Origin of the sequence: Picosynechococcus sp. PCC 7002, assembly GCF_963860125.1 — a bacterium.
Taxonomy (GTDB): domain Bacteria; phylum Cyanobacteriota; class Cyanobacteriia; order Cyanobacteriales; family MRBY01; genus MRBY01.
This window is the reverse complement of record NZ_CAWLFA010000001.1, coordinates 1,837,898-1,864,125: the sequence shown is the minus strand read 5'-3', so window position 1 is coordinate 1,864,125 and position 26,228 is coordinate 1,837,898. Positions and strand designations below refer to the sequence as shown.

Annotated in this window: 26 protein-coding genes; 10 read left to right on the top strand and 16 right to left on the bottom strand. The window is 48.0% G+C overall.

Annotated elements, in window-relative coordinates; translation table 11 throughout:
- From AACQ84_RS09050 to AACQ84_RS08995, 12 genes are all read right to left on the bottom strand, one after another.
- Window positions 1-1,659 (bottom strand): type I-MYXAN CRISPR-associated endonuclease Cas4/Cas1, encoded by a 1,659-nt coding sequence (locus tag AACQ84_RS09050; RefSeq protein WP_012307389.1) that lies wholly within the window; start codon window positions 1,657-1,659, stop codon window positions 1-3.
- Window positions 1,660-1,739: 80 nt separating this feature from the next.
- A complete protein-coding gene (gene cas5 / locus AACQ84_RS09045) occupies window positions 1,740-2,372 on the bottom strand; it encodes a CRISPR-associated protein Cas5 (protein ID WP_012307388.1) in 633 nt (210 codons plus the stop codon).
- Between the two features lie 19 nt (window positions 2,373-2,391).
- Entirely contained in the window at window positions 2,392-2,778 is a 387-nt protein-coding gene (locus tag AACQ84_RS09040; protein ID WP_012307387.1) for a type II toxin-antitoxin system VapC family toxin, read from the bottom strand.
- On the bottom strand, window positions 2,775-3,005 hold the full coding sequence (locus AACQ84_RS09035; RefSeq protein ID WP_012307386.1) for a hypothetical protein: 231 nt from the start codon (window positions 3,003-3,005) through the stop codon (window positions 2,775-2,777). The genes AACQ84_RS09040 and AACQ84_RS09035 overlap by 4 nt, the downstream gene beginning before the upstream one ends.
- Before the next feature lie 16 nt (window positions 3,006-3,021).
- Window positions 3,022-3,882: a type I-B CRISPR-associated protein Cas7/Cst2/DevR gene (gene cas7i / locus AACQ84_RS09030; protein ID WP_012307385.1), complete on the bottom strand. Its 861-nt coding sequence runs from the start codon at window positions 3,880-3,882 to the stop codon at window positions 3,022-3,024.
- A gap of 42 nt (window positions 3,883-3,924) precedes the next feature.
- Window positions 3,925-5,433: a type I-MYXAN CRISPR-associated Cas8a1/Cmx1 gene (gene cas8a1, locus AACQ84_RS09025; protein ID WP_012307384.1), complete on the bottom strand. Its 1,509-nt coding sequence runs from the start codon at window positions 5,431-5,433 to the stop codon at window positions 3,925-3,927.
- Window positions 5,430-7,721, bottom strand: a complete 2,292-nt coding sequence (locus AACQ84_RS09020) for a CRISPR-associated helicase/endonuclease Cas3 (RefSeq protein ID WP_012307383.1) — start codon at window positions 7,719-7,721, stop codon at window positions 5,430-5,432. Before AACQ84_RS09020 ends, cas8a1 begins: the two co-directional genes overlap by 4 nt.
- A complete protein-coding gene (gene cas6 / locus AACQ84_RS09015) occupies window positions 7,711-8,376 on the bottom strand; it encodes a type I-MYXAN CRISPR-associated protein Cas6/Cmx6 (protein WP_012307382.1) in 666 nt (221 codons plus the stop codon). The genes AACQ84_RS09020 and cas6 overlap by 11 nt, the downstream gene beginning before the upstream one ends.
- Window positions 8,377-9,354: a helix-turn-helix transcriptional regulator gene (locus tag AACQ84_RS09010; RefSeq protein ID WP_012307381.1), complete on the bottom strand. Its 978-nt coding sequence runs from the start codon at window positions 9,352-9,354 to the stop codon at window positions 8,377-8,379.
- A gap of 140 nt (window positions 9,355-9,494) precedes the next feature.
- Window positions 9,495-11,036 (bottom strand): phytoene desaturase family protein, encoded by a 1,542-nt coding sequence (locus tag AACQ84_RS09005; RefSeq protein ID WP_012307380.1) that lies wholly within the window; start codon window positions 11,034-11,036, stop codon window positions 9,495-9,497.
- A 44-nt stretch (window positions 11,037-11,080) separates the two neighbouring features.
- On the bottom strand, window positions 11,081-11,524 hold the full coding sequence (locus tag AACQ84_RS09000) for a DUF1493 family protein (protein ID WP_012307379.1): 444 nt from the start codon (window positions 11,522-11,524) through the stop codon (window positions 11,081-11,083).
- A gap of 10 nt (window positions 11,525-11,534) precedes the next feature.
- Window positions 11,535-12,467, bottom strand: a complete 933-nt coding sequence (locus tag AACQ84_RS08995) for an NAD-dependent epimerase/dehydratase family protein (protein ID WP_012307378.1) — start codon at window positions 12,465-12,467, stop codon at window positions 11,535-11,537.
- 210 nt (window positions 12,468-12,677) lie between these two features.
- On the opposite strand from AACQ84_RS08995, the gene AACQ84_RS08990 reads away from it, so the two are divergent.
- The 8 genes from AACQ84_RS08990 (at window position 12,678) to AACQ84_RS08955 (ending at window position 18,275) form a co-directional block, all read left to right on the top strand.
- The gene (locus AACQ84_RS08990; RefSeq protein ID WP_030007517.1) at window positions 12,678-12,857 is read left to right on the top strand and encodes a DUF3285 domain-containing protein; all 180 of its coding nucleotides are present in this window, start codon (window positions 12,678-12,680) and stop codon (window positions 12,855-12,857) included.
- A gap of 6 nt (window positions 12,858-12,863) precedes the next feature.
- Window positions 12,864-13,355, top strand: a complete 492-nt coding sequence (gene ybeY / locus AACQ84_RS08985) for an rRNA maturation RNase YbeY (protein WP_012307376.1) — start codon at window positions 12,864-12,866, stop codon at window positions 13,353-13,355.
- 25 nt (window positions 13,356-13,380) lie between these two features.
- Window positions 13,381-13,869, top strand: a complete 489-nt coding sequence (locus tag AACQ84_RS08980; RefSeq protein ID WP_012307375.1) for a diacylglycerol kinase family protein — start codon at window positions 13,381-13,383, stop codon at window positions 13,867-13,869.
- Window positions 13,870-13,917: 48 nt separating this feature from the next.
- On the top strand, window positions 13,918-14,532 hold the full coding sequence (locus tag AACQ84_RS08975) for an anthranilate synthase component II (protein WP_030007514.1): 615 nt from the start codon (window positions 13,918-13,920) through the stop codon (window positions 14,530-14,532).
- 22 nt (window positions 14,533-14,554) lie between these two features.
- Window positions 14,555-15,379: an MBL fold metallo-hydrolase gene (locus tag AACQ84_RS08970; protein WP_012307373.1), complete on the top strand. Its 825-nt coding sequence runs from the start codon at window positions 14,555-14,557 to the stop codon at window positions 15,377-15,379.
- A 173-nt stretch (window positions 15,380-15,552) separates the two neighbouring features.
- Window positions 15,553-15,870 (top strand): hypothetical protein, encoded by a 318-nt coding sequence (locus AACQ84_RS08965; RefSeq protein WP_012307372.1) that lies wholly within the window; start codon window positions 15,553-15,555, stop codon window positions 15,868-15,870.
- Between the two features lie 369 nt (window positions 15,871-16,239).
- Entirely contained in the window at window positions 16,240-17,763 is a 1,524-nt protein-coding gene (psbB, locus tag AACQ84_RS08960) for a photosystem II chlorophyll-binding protein CP47 (protein WP_012307371.1), read from the top strand.
- Between the two features lie 203 nt (window positions 17,764-17,966).
- The gene (locus AACQ84_RS08955; protein ID WP_012307370.1) at window positions 17,967-18,275 is read left to right on the top strand and encodes a YkvA family protein; all 309 of its coding nucleotides are present in this window, start codon (window positions 17,967-17,969) and stop codon (window positions 18,273-18,275) included.
- Here AACQ84_RS08955 and AACQ84_RS08950 read toward each other — a convergent pair.
- The gene (locus AACQ84_RS08950) at window positions 18,272-18,976 is read right to left on the bottom strand and encodes a diacylglycerol/polyprenol kinase family protein (protein WP_012307369.1); all 705 of its coding nucleotides are present in this window, start codon (window positions 18,974-18,976) and stop codon (window positions 18,272-18,274) included. The two genes, AACQ84_RS08955 and AACQ84_RS08950, sit on opposite strands and share 4 nt — an antisense overlap.
- A gap of 42 nt (window positions 18,977-19,018) precedes the next feature.
- The gene (gene ileS, locus AACQ84_RS08945) at window positions 19,019-21,910 is read right to left on the bottom strand and encodes an isoleucine--tRNA ligase (RefSeq protein WP_012307368.1); all 2,892 of its coding nucleotides are present in this window, start codon (window positions 21,908-21,910) and stop codon (window positions 19,019-19,021) included.
- A gap of 154 nt (window positions 21,911-22,064) precedes the next feature.
- On the opposite strand from ileS, the gene AACQ84_RS08940 reads away from it, so the two are divergent.
- Entirely contained in the window at window positions 22,065-22,685 is a 621-nt protein-coding gene (locus tag AACQ84_RS08940; RefSeq protein ID WP_012307367.1) for a Uma2 family endonuclease, read from the top strand.
- Window positions 22,686-22,880: 195 nt separating this feature from the next.
- Here AACQ84_RS08940 and AACQ84_RS08935 read toward each other — a convergent pair whose 3' ends face one another.
- Entirely contained in the window at window positions 22,881-24,140 is a 1,260-nt protein-coding gene (locus AACQ84_RS08935) for an HNH endonuclease (protein ID WP_049761613.1), read from the bottom strand.
- A 498-nt stretch (window positions 24,141-24,638) separates the two neighbouring features.
- On the opposite strand from AACQ84_RS08935, the gene hemB reads away from it, so the two are divergent.
- The gene (gene hemB, locus AACQ84_RS08930; protein ID WP_012307365.1) at window positions 24,639-25,622 is read left to right on the top strand and encodes a porphobilinogen synthase; all 984 of its coding nucleotides are present in this window, start codon (window positions 24,639-24,641) and stop codon (window positions 25,620-25,622) included.
- A gap of 137 nt (window positions 25,623-25,759) precedes the next feature.
- On the opposite strand, the gene AACQ84_RS08925 is transcribed toward hemB, so the two are convergent.
- A complete protein-coding gene (locus AACQ84_RS08925; RefSeq protein ID WP_012307364.1) occupies window positions 25,760-26,215 on the bottom strand; it encodes an LCCL domain-containing protein in 456 nt (151 codons plus the stop codon).
- Window positions 26,216-26,228 lie beyond the last annotated feature (13 nt).

Sequence of the window (26,228 nt, the reverse complement as noted above, 5' to 3'; positions counted from 1 at the left end):
TCACCTCACAATCAGTTGACCGAATAGACCCGCTTCCCCAGACCATTCTTTTTCGAGGAGCCGCACCTCTAGCTCAATGAGGCGGGCATAACTGAGGGAATAACCAAGCATGGGATGTTTCCATAACTCAGCTTTACGGCGTTCATAGCACTCGATAAACTTTTTGCGACCCGAATCAGAGAGCCAAACCTGCTGACCCCGAATTGAAAAATCCTCGGTAATATCCCATTGAGAACGGTTGATCGAGGCGATGACGACCATATCGACGAGGGGAACTCGAAAAATCTCCATCAGATCAAGGGCGAGGGGGGAGGCTTGGGTGCGGGGTTGGTGATAGAAACCGAGGGCAGGCTCTAGACCAACGGCGATAATGCTGTTCATCACATCTTTTAGTAGGAGACTATAGCCAAAACTGAGGAGGGCATTAAAGCGATCTTTGGGTGGACGACGATTGCGACCAGAAAACCGTAGTTCATTAGGGACAGTTGCGGTGAGGGTACAGGGTAATGCGCCAAAATAGAGTGCCGCCAAATTCCCTTCAATGCCGAGGAGAGTAGCCAGATTCTCCGCATTTTCCACCTGTTTCAATACCCGTTTCATTTGGGAGATCGCCTCATTCAATTTGGGTGAACTGGCTTTGTTACTTCGTTTTCCCCGCATGAGAAATTTTCGTTGCCCTTGACCGCGACACCACACCAGTTTTTTGGCGAGATCCACACAAAAATCCGTTTGGCTGAGGGCGCGATATTGCTGAATCCGCCGCTGGATACTGCCCTGACGATTATCGAAACTACCGATGTAGCGATCGCCACCCGAAATCCAGTGAATGCCGACATTGTGACTGGCAAGGAAATGGAGGGCTTGGGTCGAAATTTGCGAAAAACCATGGAGAACGACTTGGGAGACTTGCTGGACGGCAATCTTTTCGATGGGTTGATCTCGTCGGGTAATTTTAATTTGTTCTCCGGTGCGCCCGACCCTCGTGCCCGGTTCAAGAGTATGAAGAATTTGGCGATCGTCGTCCTTGGGAAATAAGCGGATCGGTTGCCATTCTCGGTCATGGGCAAGGCGTGCTTCCTCTGGTAAACAAACGGGCGCAAGGGAACAACGGGCACAAAGTCGTTCGTTTTCCGTGACAGGGGGACGAAAATCAGAGTCTAAAAGTTTTCTAGCATTGGCGATCGCCTCTCTGACCTCTGCTTTTGCCGTTTCATCAAAGGGCACATGGATGAGGACATTATCCGCATGGTAACGAATCCGACCCTCGGAAATAGAAATCCCTAGGGAGACTTCTAACAGATAGCAGTAGGAAATAATCTGCAGGTGATCGCTCTCCCAAGGCAAAGGATTTTTCTGATCATCCCGTGCCGCCTTCCCTCGCTTGTGCTCATAGGGAATCGTTAGACCATTACGAGTGCGGAGGGCATCCACCCGACCCCGAATGCCTAAATCTTCACTTTCGAGATAAAGATCTTCCCATTCTCCCTCCTCCTCTTGTTCGAGATCCACATGGAGTCGCCGCCCTGCAAATACTGCTGCATCCTGTGTATAGAGTCCTTCTACTTCCTCAAGATAGAACAGTCGCGGACAATAGGCGATCGCATGAAGACCTGATACTTTAATTGTTGGTTGTGTTTCGGGAATAACCGGAGCAAACATTTAATGAACCTCAAAAAAGTTATTAAATGTATTTTGAAAAATCACCCCGGCAATAATCTTTCCTACTTAAAAAAAACACGTTAGTTATCACACTTGATTGTGACCCAAGCTTTCTCATGAAACATGCCACCTTGTTCTAGGGTAAACCGCTGAAATGTTCCTCTGGTTGTTTTTCGGTCAATCCAAATCGGCAGACCAATCAAACCACGGTTATCAGTTATCAGCCAACGAATATCCCCATCATCCAGTCGATAGGGACGAACGCCATTGGCCATTGCCCAAGATTCGCCTAGTGATAAGCCTCCAAATCGGGCGATCTTCTCTGGACTAGAGAGGGCGATCGCCACTCTTTCGGCAAGGTTTACCTTAGCTGTTTCTTCAGCGGAATCTAGCCGCAGGGCAACCTTTAAATCTGTCAGTAATTCCTGATGATTCGGCTTAGAAAATTTACTGCTGGGATAGGTTCCCATGTGAGTTTTACTAAATTTGTGGTGACGTTGTTTGCGAACAATGCGAGAGACGGTTGGTGCATCACCAATGAGACCAATGGCAATTTTTACCCCTAGATGGGCGGTTAAATCTTCCTCACCGACTAGGGATAATAGAAAGCCATAGATCGTTGATGGTGGTGGGTAGAGATAGGTTTCTTTGTAGTCCCGTGCAAAGCTTCGAGGGAAACTGGTACAGGGGCACTCTAAATAAAGTATTTCCATTATTTTTTCATCTCAAAAATTACCAAATCACTTCTAACTGTCCCCATTGTTGACTTAGAGAATCTTTGGACACCAGAGAAGTTTGGTAGGTTAAACAGGTTGCAACAATGAGTCGATCCGCTGGATCACTGTGAAAATTTTTAGGTAAGCGGGTGGAAAGCACCGCAATTTCTGGGCTGAGGGGTAAAAGCCGAATTTTGGGATGTTCTAAGGATAATTTCAGCCAAGTTTGAACATCCATCGAGAAAGTAAGACGATTTTTCGCGACTAACATTGCTATTTCCCAACAAGAAATACTGGGTATGCCAATGATGGAATATTCGGCGATCGCCGCTGCTGCTGGACTAGATAATTTTGGTGATTCGGTCATCCACCAGATCCAGACATGGGTATCTAGGATGATCATGTTTGGGCATCCCAAGCAACATCAATCGGGCTCACAATATCCTCTTCGGCAATAATCGTATTTTTGAGAGGATTTCCCTGTGACCAAGTTTGGACTGTATCGTTTGATGGAATGCTTATTTGCTCTTGTTTGAGCCCCAACTGAAAATAATGAATGAGTTCATAGACCTGATTCAGTTTATCCTCAGGAATTTCATGGAGTTCATCGATAATTTTTTGGATCAGCATCGGTTGTTCTCCCAAATTATGCCTCTAGCTTAATCTGCAAAGATTCCTTTGTGAGGGCGATCGCCTCTTTTACACCGCGACAAACATTTACGCCCAATTCCTTAAGCTGTTGACCGTAGGGCGTATCCGCAATTTCCCCCGCAACGATTAACTCATTGGCAGGAATATCATTGACCTCTACAAGGCGCACTAATTTGGGACAACCAATAGATTCACTGACCCGTTCAAAGCAGCCCATAATCCAAGGACTCGGATCTTCTGTGACCCGCAGGATAATCGACTCAGGACGAAACTCAAATAGGAATCGGGAATGATTACCACCCACATGGCGAATGGAAGGCATGGCATCGAGGAGATAATTTACCCGCTCAATTTTTTTTAAATGTCCCGGTGTAACCGCAAGGGTGTATTGATAGGCTGTGCAATGGACTTCCGTTTGATGGATGGAAGTTTTATTTTTCTCGCCACCCTTGGAACCAAAAGCCACATCTCCCCAATAGGGATCAAGGCTGATTGCCCGACTAATTTCTAAAGCACCTCGGCGTTTAGTTGTCGCATTCTCATTTTTCGCTCCTTTCTTGGCATCCATGTACCCAAAAAGGTCATCGTCAATGAATGTCTCGGCATTAAACTTCTCAGTCTGAAACTCGTAAATATCTTTGTCCGGGTCAAAACTGCGGTTGGTTTCATCCCCATGATGGTACTGAAAATATTCTCGATATGCCCACCGGATCGCCTCCGCACTGACAGTGGTGTATTGGTCATAACCACGGGTGATTTTTTGAAGCGTGGATAATGTACTACCATCGCCCTCCCCCCGGTTATTCGCAGCAACAGCAGTGGGGGTGACGATAGTGGCAAAAAGATGTTGAGACATAATTATTTTCCTTAATTTTTCAGTGATGATTGTATAAATGGTTTAGAGAGTGAGTTCAAAGGATTCGTTGGTTTCTGCTTCAGAGAGAGTTTGATCCAAAATCTCCTCCGGCACTTCCGTTTCACCTTGTTTGTTTTTGCCCTCATAGGTGGCGATCGCCAAAAGTGCTAAATCACGGGCTTGTTTCCATTGGCGATCGCGGTGAAGCCAGAGATAAATCTCGGAACCCGAACCTCGTGCTGCCCTACTACGAAATTGACTGAGAAAATCCACGACCGCCGAAGCAAATTCCTGTTGAGTGCTCGGACGTTGAAAACGATAGATGACCTTTTTGGTAACTTGGGCATAATCAAGCTTGCGGCCTTGTTTTGTAGCCTGTTCAATCTGTCCTCGCAAAAAAGTACTAAACCCTCCCTGAATCGCATCAAAGAAAATTTGTTCTTGTGATGTCAGTGCGTTTTCAATTTTGGTCATCTTGACTAATCCTGTACGTTCATAAATTTCATTAGCTTTACGGAATTCAAAAAATCCCTGATACCAGCGATCGCCCTTGATTAAGTTATCGGCAATCCAAGGCAAAACTTTAGAATGGGCGAGCCATGTTTCCCCCTTGTCAGTTTCGCGAACCACACTAGGAAAAAGTCCCCAAGCTTCCCGATAAAGCTCAAGTAATTCATCGTTAGCATGAACCCGATAAACCTCCTGTTTTAAATAGGATTGATTGCCGTCCCAAGGCTGTTTACCAAGGCGATAAACCTCACAGTAATCAACCTTAAAATCTTTGGCATCCTCAATGAGTTTTTCCTGCAAAAGAAATCTTAGAGCAGATTCCCCTGCACCATTAGCCCGAAATTCTCCATAAGGTTTGAGTTTAGTGACTGTCTTTGCTGCATAGGCTTTTCGTCGTTTTACCCATGCTTTTAGGTTGCTGACTGAGAGAATTACTAAGCCAGATAAAAAGTTGGGTAAGCGGTAATAATGACAGGCGATAGGAAGAAAAAGTAAGGCTAAATAATTTTCTGGAGATTCTTGATAAGCTCCATTAGCAAAATCTTCCACTAGACCAGGTAAGTGATGACCTTTCAAAGGAATAGATTTTTGAAATTTACCCTTACTGCTAAAAGCTTCTTTGAAGTCTCTGGTATAATAGCAATCTAACAATTGTCGATGATTAACTTGAATTTCGGGTTGACCTTCATCCACTTGAAAACTGAGGGATTGAGTTTGTTTATCTAAACTTCTTTGTTTACTATGTTGTAAGAAAGTTGTCGTTACACCGTCCGTAAAAATATAACGACTTTGGTCATCTAACTTGAGAGCTTTAACATTGAGATAACCATCTTTGATTTGATAAGTTTCCTTTAGTAACCATTGAATTGCTTCTTTATCGGTGCAATCCCAAGTCAGTTTTACTGCATCATCCGTGACTTCCCATTGCAATGGTGCATCAGTAGGGTCAATGGCAGATAAAGCCAATGCCAAACCCGCCACCCCTGCCCGATGGGGCAAAAGACTATTGGGGTTGAATAAAGAGAGAATCATCTCTGTCATGACACATCACCTCCTTGTTTTCTCAAATCAAAGGCTCCTTTTTCTTCGGAATAGCCCCAAATATTAGCGGGAGCGATGGGATAAAATTTGTGTTTTTCCTTGGGTTTCCAGCTTTGATTAGGAATGGGAACAGTAAATCGGGGAACTTCCTTGGCGGGTAGTTTTTTAATCTTGGGTAAGTCCTCCTCTAATAAAGCTGTGACATTATGACCTCCTTCTCTTAAAGATGCTGGGTAGGTTTTCCAGTTGCCATCGAGCCACACTAAACCCAGTTCTCCATCATCTTGATTTGGTTCTGGGGTGAATGCCTCCAACCACTGCGCTAACTCCGCTTGGCTGACATCTTCCACAAAGTTTTGAACCATCGCTAACCCATCGGCGAGTTGCTCTTTTTTGTAGGGATATCCTTCTTTTTCGTCGGGGTAAAACAGCGCATCAAGGACATGACCGCAATAATGGCGATTTAAGCGCCCTAATCTCTGAATTAATCCCGCTGGATCTGCAATTTGGGAGACTAACAAAGTGGCTGATAAATCGAGGGACATTTCAGCAACTTGGGTACAAATGGCGATGACTGGTTTAGTCTGGTCTGGCTTAAAGGCATCCACTACCGCCCGATGGTGATCTCTTCGATCCTGATACCGATAGCGACTGTGATAAAGCAAGGCATCTAAACCTCTACGTTTTGCCTCGTCGTAAACGTCAATAGCTGTCTGAACTTGATTACAAACCCAGAGCACCTTGCCCCCAGAATTTAGCTCCTGTTCAACTCGTTCCCAATCCGGTTGATCAAGAACATGAAAGCGATATCGAGGTAAAGCTTCGAGATCTTTTGCCCCTTCAATGACTTCTACAGGTTCGCCAACAGCCGCTTCAATGGCTGCTTTTTGCCACGGAAGAACCGATGCAGACATCAGTAGTACCGGAGCTTTGACTACCTGTAAGAATCGGAGTAATGTGCCGAAAGGTTTGGCATCGTAGCAATGGACTTCATCGAAAACAAATGCACCATTGGCGATCGCCGGAAAACAGTAGAGGGGACGGCGATTACATTGAAATAAACCAAGGACAGTATCCACTGTACAAACGATAGATTCCGCACCCCATGCCCGAAAAGATTCGAGTTTGATGGTTGCATCAGCACCGGAATCGAGATCATTTTCTTCCCCCGTTTGCATCATTTCCAGATCCACCTGATACCGCGAGTGAAATAATTCCGCCTCGACTTTGCCATGGACATAATCGATAAAACCTTCGGTACTGGTTCCGGTGGTGGGATAGCAGAAAAAGAGTTTACGATCTAGAGCATGGGTTTTTGCCCAGTTGTATGCCCCCAAAGTTTTGCCTGTACCACAACCCGCACGGGCGATCGCCACACGACTTTTTACTTTTCCTAAATCCTGCTGAAATCTTCTGAGTTCATGATCACCTAAACGAGATTTGATAACTCGATCAAGCTTGTCTTCATCAAGGGTGTTTTTTAGCTCATCTTGAATCCATTTCTGGAGTGAAACATCTTCTTTCGCGAGGGCAGAACCAGAACAGTCCCCGGCAACCAATAGGGCTTTGACCACTGCGATAAACACTGGATCGCCTTCCCAATCAAGGGTTAGATAATCTCGAATTTCATGCTGTTTCGTCTCAATATCTTTTCTAGTCCACTGCAAAGAAGGTGCTTTGGAAAGTTTGATATTTTTGGGTAAACCCAGAGCTTTAACACTGTATTTCAGTAAGCCTTTAAATTGAGGGTGATAGGCAATTTTGCCTTCTTTTTTCTGGAGAGCATAGAGATATATTTGAGCATCGCCACTCTGGCGAATTTCTCCCAGTTCATCCGTTGCCTTGCCATCCCTCCCACCTAATTTCAAGTGATGCCCACCTGCTGCCACTAGGGCTGTATAAAAGTCACCATCAGCTTGTTCTAGCCACTCTCTAAACTCCCAAGCCAACAGTACAGAAGCAATTTCATGGCGCAACATTTGGGGAGATTGATCAAAAAAACGCTTAGGAGTCGCACCGGGAATGGAAGCCCTGACCATGCCCTGAAAGTGATTATTACCTTTACCCCAGTCATGTAAATAAGCTGCTAATCTTGCAGTTGACCGCAGGTATTGAAAAGAGCAAGTTAAGCCAAATTGAGTGATCAGGCGATCGCCCAAAGTATCCACCAAGGTTGTTATGGCATTGACCACATCAGCAGTGTGACCCACCAAACTATAGGAACCTTTCCAGTGACCAGGTTCAAAGGATTTTGCGAGGAGACAATTGGGTTTGAGTTTAGGCTGCATTAGTTTGTTCCTCCTCTTTTTTCGGATAGAACCAACCACAACCAAAATGACCCCGACCGCCTAAGCCTAGGCATTGCAACTTAATAGAATCGTTGTCACTTAAGCCTTCGACAGTCACGCCAAAACCCATAATGTGCTTACCCTTAATGCGGAGCGATCGCCGCGCCAAATCACCATCTGGCAAACTTTCAATAAAAGGCTGACCTTCGATTTCTAGGCGTTCCAAACCCTTTTGGCAGGACTCCAGAAAATATTGAGGTGCAGTATGGTTATCCCATTGCTCTAATTTGATAACGACTAACCGTGAAGTCAGGGTAGAGGCTGGTTGAATAACGGTTAAACGAGGTTGAATCAAACGCACCAAATGACCCTGAAGATCGAGGACTTGATTTTGCAGAACCCGATACCAAACCTGAGCCTGTTCCGCCGGACATCGCAACCGAAACCGAGATCGCCGATTTAGATAAATCATGCCCTGCTTATTCCCCACCCCTGAAATACTACTGATTAAGACCTCTGGGGAAATATCTTCATTCAGTTCGGGGATTAATGCCGACTGTTGCCAAATCTGTTTAATCCCAGAATAGAGGCTGTAACCATGATCCGCAGGCAGCGTTTTACCCCGCAGCTCAAACTGCACTTCCAAAAAATTCATCTACTTAAATTCTCCTGTTTCGTTTTGCCGTGCCATCTGTGCTGTTTCCCGTTCCAGCATATTCACCAGTTCCGGAGGAGATTTGGCGATCGCCCCTCTGCCATAACCGAGAATCCAGCGTTTCATATCGTTCAAGCCCGAAGCCGTAAAACGCAGCGTAATCGACCCATCAGCATGGGTTTCAATCCTTTGGGTGCTATGCCATTGCCGTTCCGTAATATAGGGAGCCGTCTGAGCATTAAAGGTGATCACTACATCATAGGTTTTGCCACCCACCTCGTACTGAAAACTGCTTTTCAGCTTCTCCTGCAAATCGAATTCCCGCCGCTCAAAGGTTTGCCCTGTGGGTTCAAGCTTCCGAATCCGGTCAATCCGAAATTGCCTAACCTCGTTCCGTAAATGGCAATAACCCCACACATAGGCATTACTCGCTCGGTAAATGTCCAAAACATAAGGATCAAAACCACGCTCTGACACTTCCCGACGCTTCGGCGAAAAATAGTGCATCACCACCGACTGCGATCGCTCACTGGCTTCAATGAGAGCTTGCCAAATCTCAGGATTTAGTTGAATTTCTCCCCCAACGCGGAAGTGAACTCGTTCCTCTGCCAACTGTCGCAGATTAATCACACTCTGTTCTGGTAAACGTTTTGCAATTCGCTCAATAGTTTCCCGCAATTGAATTTGATAAATAGAACCTGAATAAGATTCCAGCATCCTTGCTCCGAGGGTGAGGGCAAAAAGTTCCCCTTGGGTCACCGGAGTACTGGGCAATCGCCAATTAGAGTCGGTATAGTACCAACCCTGATTTCTGTTGTACTCCAGCGGGGCATCATAGCGATCTCGCAAAAAATTAACATCATTACGAATTGTTCTTTCTGAAACTTCCAAGGTCTGAGCAAGACTCACTTGTGTTTGCCGCTCTCTTGAACGGATCAGGCGATCAATTTCCAGTAGGCGCTCTAATTGGCGGGACATAGTGTCACTAAATCGACTACGCTCTTCATCATAAAGATAAAACCCGTCAAAAGACTTACCGGGTCAAAAAATATTTATTGCGTGACTAAAAGACACATCAAGTCTTAGAGGATGTCTGAGAAGGGTATGGCAGGATGGTTTCAATCGGCAATCATCTGCAAAATTTGTAAATGTTGACCCAGGGGACTGAGGGTATTGGCGGCAATCATCCCAGACCCAGCCACCGCCGGAATGCCGATCCCAGGAAAAGTCGAATCTCCACAGCAAAATAACTGAGCGATGGGTGTTGTACAGCCCGGAAACTGTTCTTTGCCCGCTTTTAATGCGGGGCCATAGGTACCGCGATCGCGTCTGAGGAAACGACTATGGGTGAGAGGCGTACCAACGAGGGTTAATTCCGTGCGTTGACGAATATCGGGGATCACTTTTTCCAGGGCTTGCCACAAAACCTGGGAACGTTCTTCTTTGAAAGCAGCATATTCTGGGGAACGACGGTCTAGGTTTGCCCAGGGTGTATAGTCTTCGGTAGCAGGCAAATAAACGTGGATACTATGTTTTCCTGGGGGCGCTAGGCCCGGATCCAGCAGTGAAGGAATCGAAACAGCGACCACATTTTGAGCCGCATCAACTCCCTTTTCCCAGTCATCAACGATGAGGTAATGGCACTCCAAATCTTCGGGCAAATTGCTGCTGTCAATCCCTAAATGAAGGTGCATAAAACTGCGACAGGGCTGCATTTTATTAGCCCGTTTCTGCAATTTTTGGGGAATATTTTGCGGCTCAATCAACTTGAGGGTATCCCAAACAGAAGCGTTAGAAACCACTGCCCGTCGTGCTTGAAGGATTTCACCATTGCGGAGTTGAACCCCCGTGGCCTTGCCATTTTCAGTGAGGATTTTTTCCACATGGCTATTCAGGCGCAGCTTGCCCCCAAATTTTTCGAGGCCCCGCACCAGAGCCGCTACAATCGCCCCGCTACCTCCCTGGGGATAATCCAGCAAAACTTGGGGACGATACCAGTCAGCGAACATAAAAGCCATCTCCGCGCAAATCGTGCCGTTGGCTGGCAATCCAGACAGCATAAAACAGAGTAAATCTAGCCAGTTACGGATAAAGGGGTCGGTAATCACGCGATCCATCACCCGGCTAAAGGGGGCATTCAGTTGGGGAGTGTAGGGAAGGTAGGGCAAGAGAGTTTTGGCATATTTACCGACGGTGCGGACAACACCGAGATCGTTACGAAAGGCCGCCAAGGGAAGTTTTGTCGCCGCTTCACCGAGGGGACGCATGGTTTCTTGGAGTTTGCGCCATTGGGGAATTGCATCAGCCTTACCGATCTGGGTCAACATTTCACAGAAGCCATCGGCTCCCACCGCAGCGCGGAAATAACCTTCGGGTAAGTGAACACCCCAGGCATCGTAGGTGAGCCATTGGCAATCCTCTTCGAGGAGATCAAGGACTTGCCGCAGGGGATTGGGGGAAGGGCTGTAGGAAAGACCAGAATACAGAGATGGCCCAGAGTCGAAGTGGTAGCCCTGTCGGGTAAAACTGTGGGCCGCACCACCGGCGATCGCATGGCTTTCTAAGACCAAAACATCATAACCATAACGAGCCAAAAGACCCGCACAACAAAGCCCGCCAATGCCGCTACCAATGACGATTACCTCTGGATTTGCACTCATCACTACATTTTCCCGAATACTGCTTCGACGTATGGTAAACGCCTTTAGGTGAATTTTTCGATGAGGAGGGGCGCAAAACGATTCAGGATGTAGAAAAAGACGAGGAACAGAATAATTTTATTGACCACCATATCCCAACGTTTTTTCGGGAGGGTGTGGTCGGGATAGCTGAGTTTCCAGCGGCGCTTGGTGGCCGCTTTTAATAAAATTTCTGGGGTGATAGGAATGCGTTCAACCCGTTCGTAGGGAGGCTTGATCAAAAATCCACCAAGGTTAAGGCCCGCTTCGCCGTGGTGAAAATACCAAAGGTAGCCATCAAGATCGACTTTGAATTTCTGGGCGAATTTTTCTATAAAGGTGGCACAGTCATCGGCCTGGATGTCAAAGGTGCCAAAAAGATCGGTTGTTGCGTTGAGGCGATCGCCTGTCGCGCTGGGAATTTCCTGTTGAATGAAACGGTAAATGTCGGTGAGGGTGCTAGTAGCCATGGGCGGGTTCCTATCGCTGTCCTAAAATTTGGTCATCAAGACTGAAGTCGAGGTCAACCTTGTCTCGACCATTGGCGAGATAGTCATTCTGGAAAGAATCTTTTAAGCCACTCACTAGATCATATTTCGGTTGCCAGTCGAGGTCATTCAGGGCTTTATTGATATCTGCCATGAAGTGCTGGGCGCGGATCGGAAAGGCTTTGCGTTTGCCGAGGTCGAATTGTTTGGGGTTGTAATAAACCAATGCCAACGTATCGGGATCTTTCCCTGCTGCTACGGCGCAGGCTTTTGCGAGTCCGGTAAAAGTGACAAAGCGATCGCCTGAAATATTGTAAATTTGTCCAATCGCTTTCGGATTATCTAGCACCGCTGCCATGGCCGTCGCCAGATCATAAACATGGCCAAACTGGGTGATCAATTGCCCATCCCCAGGAATTGGAATCGGGCGATCGCGGACGATGCGGTCAAAGAACCAAGCTTCCAGGTCATTGTAATTTTTTGCGCCGTAAATGTAGGTGGGACGGATCGATGTCCAGGGCAAATCACTCTGGGCCAAATAAGCCTCCGTTTCGTGCTTCCCCTTGTGGCGGCTGTTGGGATCAACGGGATCGGCTTCTTTGTGGGGCGGTTGGTCAGTGGGCAGATAAACGCCAGCGGAACTGACATAGACAAAATGCTTCACTTTTCCAGCAAAAATTTCGGCGAGGGGCTGGGTATGGGCGAGTTCCCTGCCATTATTATCAAAAATCGCGTCAAAGGTTTCGCCAGCCAGTTTTTCCTTCAGTTGCGCCGGCTCTTGGCGATCGCCAATAATTTGCCCTACGCCCATCGGTGCCGGATGATTGCCCCGGTTAAACAGCACTACCTCGTGGCCTGCCGCCAATAAAACTTGGGTGAGATAAACCCCAATAAACCGGGTACCACCAATAATTAAAATGCGCATAATTTTTTCCCAAACAGCGATCGCCTTAAGCATTCAGTGTATCGGATGGGGTTCCAGAACTGGAGCGACGTATCAGAAAAACTCGTCTCAAGGGGTTGGCTCTTCCCGCCGTTATTTTTTGCAACAAACTGTTACATTAGAGAGGCATTTTTCAAACAAATATTTTTTTCAAAATTCCGACCCGTTGCCGTAAATTCTTCGTCCCGAACCATGTCTGAATCCCAAACTTCCCTCGACCAGGCCCCAGAAGCCACTGAACCTAAACCCAGCTACGTCAAGCTCGCCATGCGGAATATGGTGCGCAAAGGGGGTAAGTCCCTCTGGCATTTTTTCCTCACCACCGCTGGCCTGTTGGGGTTTTTCGTCACCATGGCCTACCTCACCCGTTAGATGGGGATGCAGCCCGTGCTTGAGTGTGAAATTTTTGTCGAAAATGCTTCTGGTCTAGAACTGCCTGAATTGGCGATCGCCCCTTGGGAAAATCACCTTCAACGGTGGCTACCGGAATTAACAGCGGCTTTACCCCCGGCCGACGGTTACGAGTTAACCCTCCGCTTCACCACTGACGCCGAAATCCACAATCTCAATCACCAATATCGCCACAAAGACCAACCCACCGACGTCCTTTCCTTTGCGGCCCTCGAAGATAATTTTGCTAGCCCCTTACCCCCTGGGGAACCGCTCTATCTGGGAGACATTATTGTTTCGGTAGAAACGGCCCAACGCCAGGCCCAGGAACGGCAGCACAGCCTCCAAACGGAACTGGGTTGGTTGGTGAGCCATGGTTTATTGCACCTGCTGGGGTGGGATCATCCCGATGAAGCCCGGTTAATTGAAATGCTCGATCGTCAAGCCGTACTCTTGCGAAACGTTCAACTTATTCCATAATGGGGTGATTCTATTGAGGGAGAAGATGACACAGCACAAAAAAATCCTCTCACCCCCCGACCGGGAACGGCGATCGCTAGCCTGGAAAGTGGCCCCTGACCTCCTCGCGAGCTTCCGTTACGCTTGGCAGGGCATTGTGTACGCCACCCGCACCCAGAGAAATTTTCGGATTCACTTGGCGATCGCCGTTTTTGTGTGGACAATGTGTTGGCTGTTGTCCCTCAATTATCTAGAAACAGCGATCCTCACAGCCATGGTCGCCCTAGTGCTTGTCCTGGAGTTGCTAAATACAGCCCTCGAATCGGTGGTGGATCTCACAGTACAGCAGAGTTACCATGAGCTCGCAAAAATTGCCAAAGACTGCGCGGCGGCGGCAGTACTCATTGGGGCGATCGCCTCGGTGGCCATTGCCGGATTAATCGCTTGGCCCCACTTCCAAGCACTCCTAGAGCCTGCTATCTTAACCCCTGTAAAATCCTATTTTTCACCGCAAAAAATTTCCCTGTTTCCCTAGCTCAACCCCGCACAAATCCCCATCACTATCTAAAGGAGTGTGACCCCTTTGATCATCGTCATCGACAACTATGACAGTTTCACCTATAACCTTGTCCAATACCTCGGCGAATTAGGCAAAGAATTACCCGTGGCCCAGGACATCGAAGTGTATCGGAACGACAAAATTACCCTCGCTGAAATTCGTGCCAAACAACCTGCGGGCATCGTCATTTCGCCGGGGCCAGGCCGTCCAGAAGACGCGGGGATTTCCTTGGCGGTGATCAAAGAATTGGGCCAGGAACTTCCTATCCTTGGGGTTTGTCTGGGACACCAAAGCATCGGCCAGGTGTTTGGGGGCAAAATTATCGGTGCCGCAACCCTGATGCATGGCAAGATCTCCGCGATTCACCATGCCAACAAAGGGGTATTTGCTGGTTTAGAAAATCCATTCCCCGCCACCCGTTACCATAGCTTGGTGATCGACAAAAATAATTGTCCTGATTGTTTAGAGGTCACTGCTTGGGTGGATGACGGTACGATTATGGGCGTACAACATCGGGATTATCCCCATATCCAGGGGGTACAATTCCATCCCGAAAGTATCTTAACCACGGCAGGTAAACAGCTTTTGCGGAATTTCCTCGCTACTCTGTCGCCTGTACCGCTGCTTGTAACGAATTAGTGAGGGGCTCCCCGACATAACCATGAAACGTAGACAGTTTATTCAGACCGCAGGGATTAGTGCTTTTGGGGCGATCGCCGGCTTTTCTCTGCTGCAAAAAAATACCGTCCAAGCCCAAACCGGCAACCTTGATATTGAATGGCTGGGTCACACCTGTTTTTCCGTCAGTGGTGCGGGGACTAAGGTTCTCATTAATCCCTTCCGTGCCCTCAGTTGTACCGCAGGTTATCGGGACACATTTCCCCAAGCAGACATTGTCCTGTTGAGTAGCCAACTGTTCGACGAAGGCTATACCGATGGTTTACCCGGAGACCCCAGGATTTTGTTCCAAGCCGGACAATATCCCGTGAATAACATCACCTTTGACGGCATTAGCCTCGCCCATGCCAACATCGAACGCTATCGGGGCTGGCGCTTCCCGCCCAACATTGCCTGGAGCTGGCGCCAGGGAGGCATTAGTCTCTTGCACCTCGGCGGCGCTGGGGAAGAAGTGGACATCGATGATTTTATTTTGACCGGGGGCAGCCCAGATATTCTGATGATCCCCGTTGGGGGCACCGACGCCGACCCACAGAATATTCCCCCCAAGGGTTACACCCCAGCCCAAGCGCTCCAAGCCCTAGAGTTGCTGCGTCCCAAGATTGTTATCCCGACCCACTATAAAACAACGGCCGGGGACGACACCTGTGGGCTCCAGTCCATTGAATCCTTTTTAAACTTAGTAGACCGTAACGAAATTAAGGTGACCACGGTGGCTTCAAATCGCCTCCAGGTCAATCGAGCGGCCCTTTCCCAAGCCAATTCGGAGATTAAAGTTTTAAGCGATCGCCCCCTGTTGCGGGCCTAGGCGGATCATCATTGTTCCTTTGATTTGATTGAAAAACCTCCAAAATCCTTGGGGGTTTTTTGATCGCGATGGTAAAACCTAGAAAATATTTGCGATTTATTGACCCCACCCCTGGGTATAAAGGGCAATCGAGCCTATCATTTTGGACATTGATCTGCCCTAAATTCTCGCTTATGCAATATTTTTTTCTCACCGAAGGGTGGCACATTGGCCGCGTTTGGGAACCCGGTGGCCCCTGGGATATTCTGTCCTGGCGGCGTCCCCCCAAGATTCAGCGCACCAACATCGCCATGGAAAACCAGGGGGAGCGCCTCTGGCTCTACCAAGTAGACGACCCGATCCTGATGCTGGAAGTGACGCCCGATCCCACGAAGGTCAAAACCGAGAACATCGGTCAAGTGATGATCAAACGCCTCATCAGTCCCGAAGAGGCGATCGCCCAATTAAACCAAGCCAACACTCTCTACAAAGACCCAACTCCAAGCCATTAGCGCCATTACATTTCCCGTAATACGCTTGCCAAGCCCTCTAACAATAGTTACACTTCTTTAAACAATCTTCCCCCTAAACCCAGCACAAACCCTTTGTATCGTAGTTTAGAGAGAAGAAAAAAACGCTTAAGTCCTTGGGACAACTAGCAATAACAAAACAACTTTCTTGAGGATGCTTTGTAAACTTTTGTAAATTTTTCCGAGGAAGCTTTTATTAAAGTCTACGAAGACATTGCCGTCAAAAAGCCGTTTCAACTCAAAATCTTCCTATAGATTTGAAGTTGTTTTTCTCGGTTCAGACCAATCCTCGTTAATAATGAGAAAATATTTGGTCATAGTAGACACGATTGTTTAGGAGGAGAGTAGTCAATGGGACTACCTTGGTACCGCGTACATACAGTCGTCCTTAACGACCCAGGTCGTCTGATTTCTGTACACCTCATGCACACTGCGCTTGTCGCAGGTTGGGCTGGCTCAATGGCCCTCTATGAGCTAGCAATTTTCGATCCCAGTGATCCCGTCCTCAATCCCATGTGGCGGCAGGGCATGTTCGTACTGCCGTTCATGGCACGGCTGGGCGTAACTGGCTCCTGGAATGGCTGGGATATCACTGGTGCTGTAGGCACTAACCCCGGTTTTTGGTCCTTTGAAGGCGTCGCCGCAGCACACATCGTTCTGTCCGGTCTTCTGTTCCTCGCTGCCGTTTGGCACTGGGTTTATTGGGATCTCGATCTTTTTGTTGACTCCCGTACCGGTAAGCCTGCCCTAGACTTGCCGAAAATGTTTGGGATTCACCTGTTCCTATCTGGTCTTCTTTGCTTCGGCTTTGGAGCCTTTCACCTCAGCGGCGTCTGGGGGCCTGGAATGTGGGTTTCTGACCCCTATGGTGTAACGGGCCATGTCCAAGCCGTTGCCCCCGATTGGGGCCCCAGTGGATTTAACCCCTTCAACCCTGGCGGCGTTGTGGCGCACCACATTGCCGCTGGTATCGTTGGGATTATTGCTGGTCTTTTCCACCTCAGTGTGCGTCCCCCTGAGCGTCTGTATAAGGCACTCCGGATGGGTAACATTGAGACGGTTTTATCCAGCAGTATTGCAGCGGTATTTTTTGCCGCATTCGTCGTCGCTGGCACCATGTGGTACGGCAACGCTACCACCCCCATCGAACTTTTCGGCCCGACCCGTTATCAGTGGGACCAGGGTTATTTCCAAAACGAAATTCAGCGCCGTGTGGATGCTGAAATTGCGTCAGGGGCAACACCTGCGGAAGCTTGGAATACAATTCCTGAAAAACTTGCTTTTTATGACTATGTCGGTAACAGCCCTGCGAAAGGTGGTTTGTTCCGTACAGGGCCGATGGATCAAGGTGATGGAATTGCTCAGTCTTGGGCCGGCCACCCTGTCTTCAAAGATGCAGAAGGTCGTGAGCTTTTTGTTCGTCGGATGCCCAACTTCTTTGAAACCTTCCCTGTGGTCATGACCGATGCGGATGGCGTCCTCCGGGCTGATATTCCGTTCCGTCGTTCTGAGTCTAAGTTCTCCGTTGAACAGGCTGGGGTTACGGTTTCCTTCTTGGGTGGCGAACTCAATGGTCAAACCTTCACCGATGCTGCCACTGTCAGAAAATACGCCCGTCGTGCCCAGTTGGGTGAGCCTTTCGAGTTTGATACTGAAACCCTTGGTTCTGACGGTGTATTCCGGACGAGCCCCCGTGGTTGGTTCACTTTTGGTCACGCTGTATTTGCGCTGCTGTTCTTCTTTGGTCACATTTGGCATGGTTCTCGGACGTTGTACCGTGACGTATTTGCTGGGGTTGACCCTGAACTGGCAGAAGAGCAAGTGGAATGGGGCTTCTTCCAGAAGGTTGGTGACAAGAGTACCCGTGCTAGCTAATTAAACACAGGTATCTATTGCATCGATCGGAAAGTTTTTTCCAATAATTCATTTTGAGGAGGTTGGGCCTTTAAGCCTAGCCTCTTTTTTCTTGGGAAAAATTAACTGGATTCGGGGGAGATGGTGGCGGTTTTCTACACTGGTTGCGAAAGAAGAGGATTCTGCAAAATTGAGGTATTCCCTGAATGAATTAAAAGAATATTATGTCGCTTTCTCCCAAGGCTCTTTATGATTGGTACCGCAACACCCTGCGCAATCCGAAATACCGGTGGTGGATTATTTTAGGCACTTTGGCATATTTGATCAGCCCCATTGATATTTCACCGGACTTTTTCCCCATTGCGGGTCAGATTGATGATGTGATGCTGGCGACATTGTTGATTGCGGAACTGTCCCAAATGGCCTTGGCTTTTTTCCAAGCCCGCCAAGAAAATTCCCAAGGGAAAACGACAACCCAGGGAGAAACGACGGCAACGGTGGATATCCCTTCGGTTTCGGTAGATGAATCCTAAATCAAAGCTTGTACGAGTAAAAAGGCGATCGCCGCACTGCCGACGGGCACCAAAAAATTATCAATGCCAAACTGGGCAATGCTTTCGAGCAAGGTAGAACAAAGGGCAACAACGAGGGCGATCGCCGCTTTTTGCCAAAGCATGAGGTCAAAACCGAGAAATAATAAACCGCAAATCAAGAAACCCACCCCAAACATTGTGGCGGTGCCTTCGAGGCTTTTTTTGTTGCCAAGAATTTCGTAGGGATGTTTGCCCAATTGGCTACCGACCACGGCAGCCAAACCATCGCCCCAGGCCATCACCAAAATGCCAAGCACCGCAAATACAGGTTGCTGAATCGACCAAAACCACCAGATCAACACCCCCATACTGAGGGCATAGAAAAAGGTGCCGAGGCTCTGGCGACCGACGCTATTCACGCTGGGTAAAATCGGCAGGAAGTAGGAAATCAGGGCAATTAAGCCTGCAATAAAGGCGGCAGCAATGCCAATTTCCATCGGAATATCAAACCACCAGGCGAGGAGAATGACATTACCACTGCCGATATGGACAATTTTGCGGGTCAGTTCTGGGCTTAGGTGATTTTTGCGACTGAGACCTTCGGCGATCGCCAACAGCGCCCCCAGATAAGTGATGACCGTTCCCAGGGGCATCCGGAGGGCTGGGGAAAAGATTTCCGCGACGAGATGATTGACATCCATAAAAAATTAAGGGCGAGATTACTCCCACCCCTAAAGCGCAACTTAGAATTGACCGGCTAAGGCTGCATTACAGCGTTCACAAATGGTGGGATCATCCGTAAAGGTGCCCACTTGTGTGGAGTAATTCCAACAGCGATCGCATTTGTGACCGTCCGCCTTGACCACGGCGATTTGGAGCTTGCCTTCAGCCAACTCCAGGGTGTCTTGGTACTGCTGATCGTCGAGGGCTGCCGTTACAAATTCCACCTGGGAAATAAGGAGCAAATAGCGCAGTTCATCCACCCGTGGGGACTCACTCAAACTATCGGCGGGATTTAGGGCCGCGAGCCAGTCTGTTAAGGCCCCATCCACATCGCGCATCAGAATTTTTGCTTCGAGGGAAGCACCGATTAATTTTTCTGTGCGGGCTTTTTCGAGAACGAGGTTCACGCTGTTGCGGATTTTGCGCAGTTCTTCCCACCGTTGGAATAAAGTTTCGTCCGCTGCCCATTGGGGATCGAGTTGATACCAACCCGCACTAAACACCGATTGATGCTCCGTTTCGTAGGGCAAGTTCTGCCAAATATCCTCCGCCATGTGACACAATACTGGGGCGATCGCCTTGGCCAGAGTTTCAAGGATAATCGCCATTACCGTTTGACAACTGCGCCGCCGGGGAGCATTCACATCAGAAATGTAGAGGCGATCCTTGGCAATATCGAGATAGAAATTCGACAGATCCACCACGCAGAAATTTTGCACCTTTTGGAAGAATTTAAAGAATTGGAATTCCTCAAAAGCTTCTGTAACTTCTGTAAAAACATTGTGGGTTTGATGCAAAATATACTTATCTAATTCCGGTAAATCACTGTAAGCAACTGCATCTTTCGCTGGATCAAAATCATGGATATTTCCTAATAAGAAACGGGCTGTATTGCGAATTTTGCGATAAACATCCGCCAACTGTTTCAGAATTGTTTGGCCAATGGGCACATCTGAAGAGTAATCCACCGAAGAAACCCATAGGCGCAGCACATCTGCACCATAGGGCGGTTCGGTTTTCTGGTTTTTGCCGCCATTAATAATGATATTGGGATCAACAACATTTCCCAGGGATTTACTCATTTTGTAGCCCTTTTCATCGAGCACAAAACCGTGGGTTAATACCGTTTTATAGGGGGCCACATTATTAACAGCCACACTGGTTAAAAGACTCGACTGGAACCAACCCCGATGCTGGTCAGAACCTTCTAAATACAGATCCACAGGATAATTTAAACCGTCCCGCTGTTTAGCCACAGCCGCCCAGGAAGAACCCGAATCAAACCACACATCCATGGTATCGGTACCCTTGCGGTAAGTGCGACCATTGTCACGATATTCCTCCGGTAAAAGTTCTTCTACCGAACGTTTCCACCAAGCGTCAGAACCTTCCTTGGCAATGATTTCTTTAACGTGGTTAATGGTGGTTTCATTTAACAATGCTTCCCCGGTTTCCTCGTCGTAGAAAACAGGAATGGGGACACCCCAATTGCGTTGCCGGGAAATACACCAGTCACTGCGATCGCCAACCATGGCCGTGATCCGATTTTCCCCCTGGGCCGGAATCCACCGCACCCCCTTAATTGCCTTGAGAGCTTCATCCCGGAACCCTTCCACGGAGGCGAACCACTGTTCTGTGGCCCGGAAAATCGTCGGTTTTTTGGTACGCCAATCGTAGGGATATTTGTGTTGGTAGGCTTCTTGTTTTAAAAGAGCACGTTTTTCCGTTAAAGCCGCGATGATTGCGTTATTTGCTCCGTCGAGAACATTTAAGCCCGCAAATTCGCCTGCTTCTTCAGTTAAAGTTCCTTCTGCATCTACCGGGGAAAGGATGGGTAAACCATATTTCTGGCCCGTGATGTAGTCTTCCTGACCATGGCCTGGCGCAGTGTGAACGAGGCCCGTCCCAGATTCCGTTGTGATGTAGTCACCACCAGCCACCACCGGACTGGTGCGATTGTAGAGGGGATGCTGATAGGTGCAATGTTCAAGGATTTCCCCTTTAAAGCTGGTTTTCACTGTTAAGGCAGCGTCAAAGGTTTTCGTTAAACTTTCTGCGAGATCCTTGGCCACCACTAAATATTTCTGGGCGCAGAGGCTACCATCGGTTTCTACCACGGCATATTCCAGGTCAGGATTAATCGCCACAGCCAAGTTACCAGGCAATGTCCAAGGGGTTGTTGTCCAAATCGCCACGCCCAAACTATCGGCAAATTCGCCTAAAGTAGCTTTGGCTTCCGGGCTTAGATCCGTGATCGGAAAAGAGACATAGATACTTTGGGAAGTGTGGCCTTCGGGGTATTCAAGTTCTGCCTCGGCGAGGGCCGTTTGGGAACTCGGACTCCAATGGACGGGCTTCAGACCGCGATAGATATAGCCTTTGAGGGCCATGTCGCCAAATACGCCGATTTGAGCCGCTTCATATTCTGGGGTGAGGGTGAGATAAGGGTTTTCCCAGTCGCCCCAAACGCCATACCGTTGAAATCCGGCTGCTTGGGCTTTTTGGGTTTTGAGGGCAAAGTCACGGGCTTTGTAACGCAGTTTAAGGGGCGTGAGATTTTGCCGGGCATCGGCACTGAGATTTTGCAGTACCTTTAATTCGATGGGTAAACCGTGACAATCCCAACCGGGGACATAGTGGGTTTTGTAGCCTTGTAAGAGCTTGTACTTATTAATGATGTCCTTCAGCACCTTGTTTAGGGCATGGCCCATGTGGAGGTCGCCGTTGGCATAGGGGGGGCCATCGTGCAGCGTAAAGAAGTCTTTGGGGTTATTCTGCGCTAGGTCTTCGTAAATGCGGTTTTCTTGCCAGAATTTTTGGATTTCTGGTTCTTTTTGGGGAGCATTGGCCCGCATATTAAAGGTGGTTTTTGGCAAATTAACGGTATCTTTGTAGCTCTTTGCGTCTGTCACGGTGGCTGTGGTGGCTGATGTTTACAAATGTTTGCTATGGCTGATTTTAACTTGCCATGGCTTTTCCCGTGAATCTCGGTGAAAAAAGGCGATCGCCAACGTCCTGGGATTCATTAAATAGAATGGAGGGTGATCGGCAAGGGGAGATAAAGTGATGCTGACAAAACAACGGGCGGATCGGGTGCTGTTGAGTAATATCAGTTGGCAACAGTTTGAGAATATCCTGCGGGATTTGGGAGAAAGCCGTGCCAGTCGCGTGGCCTACTGTGATGGAGCTTTAGAAATTATGACGCCCCTCCCTGAACATGAATTTTATAAAGAGGCGATCGGTGATGCGATCAAAGATTGCGCCGATGAACTAGAAATTGATTATGAAAGTCTCGGCTCAACCACCTGGCGCAAACCGGCGGCCAAAGCAGGTTTAGAACCGGACAATTGTTTTTACTTCCAGCATGAACCCTTGATCCGGGGCCAGTTGGACTATGACCTCGCTAAAGATCCGCCTCCCGATTTGGCTTTAGAAATTGAACTGACAAGCCGCTCTTTAGAACGGTTTCCCATCTATGCACGGTTAGGAGTGCCGGAAATTTGGAGCTATGAGGATGGCAAAATAACCATTTATCTCCTTGACCAGGGAGAATATCGCGTTTCAGAAACGAGTTTGGCCCTGCCGCAAATTTCAGTGACAAAAATGATGGCTTTGATCGAAGAAAATCGTCCCTTAGGTCGTCGGGCGATCCGCCGCGCCATTCGGGAGTGGGCAAAAACCCTGTAATCCTTAAACCATCAATCATTATCGCCAATGTGAAACACTTAATAGATTAATTTCTCAAATCGAGAGGTGATTGACAGGATGCTCTCTCGCCTTGTGCTTTGTAATGTTAACGGCAAAACGCAGCGGCGGCAGATAACATCGAACTAAGCACCAGTGGCTTTCGTCCGTCCGCTACCGTGATGTGTTAGGTTGCGGCTACTCTCCCTGATTATGCTTCTGCAAGAAGTTTTCATAATGCTTTCTGAGTGCCTCGCTATTAGGTAATGCAAACGTATCCTTTGGCAAAATGAGCTTCTTACCAAAAAGTTCCTGATAACAGGTTTCAATAAGTTCTGGGGCAACTATTACTTCATAAGTATCTGGCTGAACCGATAGCAAATATAGATCAAATAAAGTGTGTATATCCGCTCTTAGTGGTAACCCATTTGTGATGTGATTAGTTTGAGTACCTTGATAGGGAAAGATATGCGCCGCTTCTATTGCTGGTTCTGCATCACAGCCAGAAATAGCGCACCGACCAGCATAAGCAGTAAGTAGCTTACGACGAAACTCAGATTGCCCTTGGCGTTGCACAATAGAAGCTGTGACTCTTCTTCTTGCATCCTCTAGATTCTCAACGTTAAAGTATCCTTCTGCTTCAATTCTTTGTCGCTCGTCTCGCAACTCCGCTAGGTCATCCTGATTCTCAAGCTGATTACTCCAAAACTTGTTTAGGCGACGTTTATGTCTGCTTTGCTGAAACTCTACACTACGAGTACGGGAAATTGGTGAATTTAGAATTTTGGTGGATGCGTTTGAGTAAGACAACCAAAATTCAGAACTTTCAAGCAAGGCACTAACATCTGTAATATCATCTAGATGTGCCCAAGTAAGAGGATCGTACTTTTGCGTAGATTTAACAGGCTTATAATCAACTTTAGGAATGACTACCGGATTTTGGTCTAAAAGCACCCAAATACCATAATCAGGATTAGACAGATTGATTGCAGCCAAAAATATGCCACCCACCACTAAGCTCACTGTTTGTTCATGAACTCCAAACCACGCTTCATCTGGATGCTGCGTATGTTCAAAAACTAGATCAAAAAATCTTACTAAGTCTCTACTTAGGGTGTTAGGTAGTTTTCGATGTTTTGCGACCCATTGCTCTATGTCACTTTGCCAAGATGAAGGGTCAATACCTCTTACGCTTTTGTAATGTCGGGCAAACAGTTCAAAAATCCGATTGATCTCATCTACTGACTTATCACCAAAACGTACTCCTGTCCGATAGCCCAAGTTACGCCAAGTTAGTCTTTGAAGAGTGATTGGCGAATAAATCCGTTGACGAATAACTGCATCTTCCCAACCTGATTTGAATTGCCCTCTACGGAGATTATCTGGATACTTGCGAATATCCTGTTTATATTCAATTTCCGAGATAATTTGTTCGCACTCTTGAACATTAAGCACCACCAGACAACCTCTCGCTATGTCCTCACCGATATTTTAAGCAACCTAACTAGTGATTATGCGGAAAAAGTCCATCTAAAATGCCTCATAGCACTTTTATTTGGAAGAATTCCGTATAAAATTCCTACTGGGGATGTTATGCAGACGACATCCATATAAGGTGGTTATCCAGATATTGTACAGACTTCATTTCCATCGTAAACAATAACCTCTGCATAAGCTTCTGGATTTTTTCCGGGGAGTGATTAGCCTTAGTATAGTGACCCTGGCACTGAGATTGATCAAAGCAAAAAGGCGATTTTCGATTTTAGGGTCATTCTTGAAAATAGACCATTGAGAGGTTGGGCCACCTGCTGTGCCATTCGAGAGTGGGCGAAAACCCTCTAGGCCAAGCCAAAGATTGCTAATCATTGAGGACTGTTACGTTTCAGTAAAGGAAAGGGAGCGATCGCCTAAACTATTCAGAAGCAATTTTTCATCTGGATTTTATTTTTGCCAACTATGTTCCCTTCTAGCCGCCCCCGTCGCCTTCGCCAAAGTGAGTCGCTTCGCCGCATGGTGCGGGAAAATACCTTTACGGCCAATGATTTGATCTATCCCCTCTTTGCAGTGCCCGGAGAGGCGATCGCCAATGAAGTAAAGTCGATGCCCGGTGTTTATCAACTGTCCATCGATAAGATCGTCACCGAGGCCAAGGAAGTTTGGGAACTGGGCATTCCGGCGGTGATTTTGTTTGGCATTCCCCCCGAAAAAGATAACGATGCAACCGGAGCCTGGCACGATTGCGGCATTGTCCAAAAGGCAACCACGGCGATCAAGGAAGCAATTCCTGAAATGACAGTCATTAATGACACTTGTCTGTGTGAATATACGCCCCACGGTCACTGCGGTTACCTGCAAACCGGAGACTTAACCGGACGCGTCTTAAATGATCCCACCCTTGAACTGCTGAAAAAAACCGCTGTATCCCAGGCCAAAGCTGGCGCGGATATTATCGCGCCTTCGGGGATGATGGATGGTTTCGTCGCCGCGATTCGTGAAGGTTTAGATGAAGCTGGTTTTACGAATATTCCGATCATGGGCTATTCCGCAAAATATGCCTCGGCTTACTATGGCCCCTTTCGGGATGTGGCCGAATCTGCTCCCCAATTTGGCGATCGCCGCACCTACCAAATGGATCCGGGTAATGGCCGCGAAGCCCTCAAGGAAGTGGAACTCGACATCCTCGAAGGGGTAGATTTCGTCATGGTCAAACCGGCCCTCGCCTACATGGACATCATTTGGCGGGTCAAGGAAATGACCAACCTGCCCGTCGCCGCCTACAACGTGTCTGGAGAATATTCCATGGTCAAAGCCGCCGCCTTAAACGGTTGGATTGACGAGAAAAAAGTCGTCCTCGAAACCCTCACGAGCTTTAAACGGGCGGGCGCAGATTTGATTCTCACCTACCACGCTAAAGACGCTGTGCGCTGGTTAGCAGAGTAAATTTTGGCCTGGGACATATTTCCCCGAACCAACAAATGAATGAATCATGGGGACGCTTGTGAGTTGTCCCCTTTTTTGTGATCAAAGAAAGCCCCGTACATCCTACGGAGCCAATTCTTTTTCGGAAACATCAACAACTATTCCACCTCGAAACTGCCACCCCAAGGCCCATAACTAGAGGTTGTAATGCCGTTGCGTTCTGTGCCGACAAAATCCGTTTGGGAACCCAGCACTTTGACCGTCACATTGCCCCCAGTAGTTGGTTCTACCAGGCCTGCGTGGACAGCCGCCGTACAAATCGATGAGCCATCACTGTAGATATCCGTGCCCCAAATTTTTTCTGTGGGTTGTCCCGCCGGACAAATCACGTTGAGGGTCTGGCCTATTTGGCTCCGCAGACCAAGCATTCCTGGGGTTGTTTCCCAGTCAATGGCCCGGACTTTGGCCGTTTGGGTGCTGGGCTGGTGGTGGCTGATCTGGGTAGTGGGTTGGTGGTGGGCTACGGTGGGTGCAGGGTCATGGTGGGCAAGGGTGGCAACGGGGGCGATCGCCAACCCCAAAAACACACAACTGCCAAGGGTCAAATACTTCATCGCAAACAATTAC

Bases quoted from the DNA above. Each gene is read 5' to 3' on its own strand.
- AACQ84_RS08940 (WP_012307367.1), top strand. From the start codon at position 22,065: ATGCTGACAAAACAACGGGCGGATCGGGTGCTGTTGAGTAATATCAGT.
- cas8a1 (WP_012307384.1), bottom strand. From the start codon at position 5,433: ATGACAGAGATGATTCTCTCTTTATTCAACCCCAATAGTCTTTTGCCC.
- AACQ84_RS09005 (WP_012307380.1), bottom strand. From the start codon at position 11,036: ATGAGTGCAAATCCAGAGGTAATCGTCATTGGTAGCGGCATTGGCGGG.
- hemB (WP_012307365.1), top strand. From the start codon at position 24,639: ATGTTCCCTTCTAGCCGCCCCCGTCGCCTTCGCCAAAGTGAGTCGCTT.
- AACQ84_RS08995 (WP_012307378.1), bottom strand. From the start codon at position 12,467: ATGCGCATTTTAATTATTGGTGGTACCCGGTTTATTGGGGTTTATCTC.
- cas5 (WP_012307388.1), bottom strand. From the start codon at position 2,372: ATGGAAATACTTTATTTAGAGTGCCCCTGTACCAGTTTCCCTCGAAGC.
- AACQ84_RS09000 (WP_012307379.1), bottom strand. From the start codon at position 11,524: ATGGCTACTAGCACCCTCACCGACATTTACCGTTTCATTCAACAGGAA.
- AACQ84_RS09010 (WP_012307381.1), bottom strand. From the start codon at position 9,354: ATGTCCCGCCAATTAGAGCGCCTACTGGAAATTGATCGCCTGATCCGT.
- AACQ84_RS08965 (WP_012307372.1), top strand. From the start codon at position 15,553: ATGCAATATTTTTTTCTCACCGAAGGGTGGCACATTGGCCGCGTTTGG.
- AACQ84_RS09035 (WP_012307386.1), bottom strand. From the start codon at position 3,005: ATGCTGATCCAAAAAATTATCGATGAACTCCATGAAATTCCTGAGGAT.
- AACQ84_RS08980 (WP_012307375.1), top strand. From the start codon at position 13,381: ATGACACAGCACAAAAAAATCCTCTCACCCCCCGACCGGGAACGGCGA.
- AACQ84_RS09050 (WP_012307389.1), bottom strand. From the start codon at position 1,659: ATGTTTGCTCCGGTTATTCCCGAAACACAACCAACAATTAAAGTATCA.
- cas6 (WP_012307382.1), bottom strand. From the start codon at position 8,376: ATGAATTTTTTGGAAGTGCAGTTTGAGCTGCGGGGTAAAACGCTGCCT.
- AACQ84_RS08970 (WP_012307373.1), top strand. From the start codon at position 14,555: ATGAAACGTAGACAGTTTATTCAGACCGCAGGGATTAGTGCTTTTGGG.
- AACQ84_RS08990 (WP_030007517.1), top strand. From the start codon at position 12,678: ATGTCTGAATCCCAAACTTCCCTCGACCAGGCCCCAGAAGCCACTGAA.
- AACQ84_RS09040 (WP_012307387.1), bottom strand. From the start codon at position 2,778: ATGATCATCCTAGATACCCATGTCTGGATCTGGTGGATGACCGAATCA.
- AACQ84_RS08950 (WP_012307369.1), bottom strand. From the start codon at position 18,976: ATGGATGTCAATCATCTCGTCGCGGAAATCTTTTCCCCAGCCCTCCGG.
- AACQ84_RS09020 (WP_012307383.1), bottom strand. From the start codon at position 7,721: ATGCAGCCTAAACTCAAACCCAATTGTCTCCTCGCAAAATCCTTTGAA.
- ybeY (WP_012307376.1), top strand. From the start codon at position 12,864: ATGCAGCCCGTGCTTGAGTGTGAAATTTTTGTCGAAAATGCTTCTGGT.
- AACQ84_RS08925 (WP_012307364.1), bottom strand. From the start codon at position 26,215: ATGAAGTATTTGACCCTTGGCAGTTGTGTGTTTTTGGGGTTGGCGATC.
- AACQ84_RS08955 (WP_012307370.1), top strand. From the start codon at position 17,967: ATGTCGCTTTCTCCCAAGGCTCTTTATGATTGGTACCGCAACACCCTG.
- cas7i (WP_012307385.1), bottom strand. From the start codon at position 3,882: ATGTCTCAACATCTTTTTGCCACTATCGTCACCCCCACTGCTGTTGCT.
- psbB (WP_012307371.1), top strand. From the start codon at position 16,240: ATGGGACTACCTTGGTACCGCGTACATACAGTCGTCCTTAACGACCCA.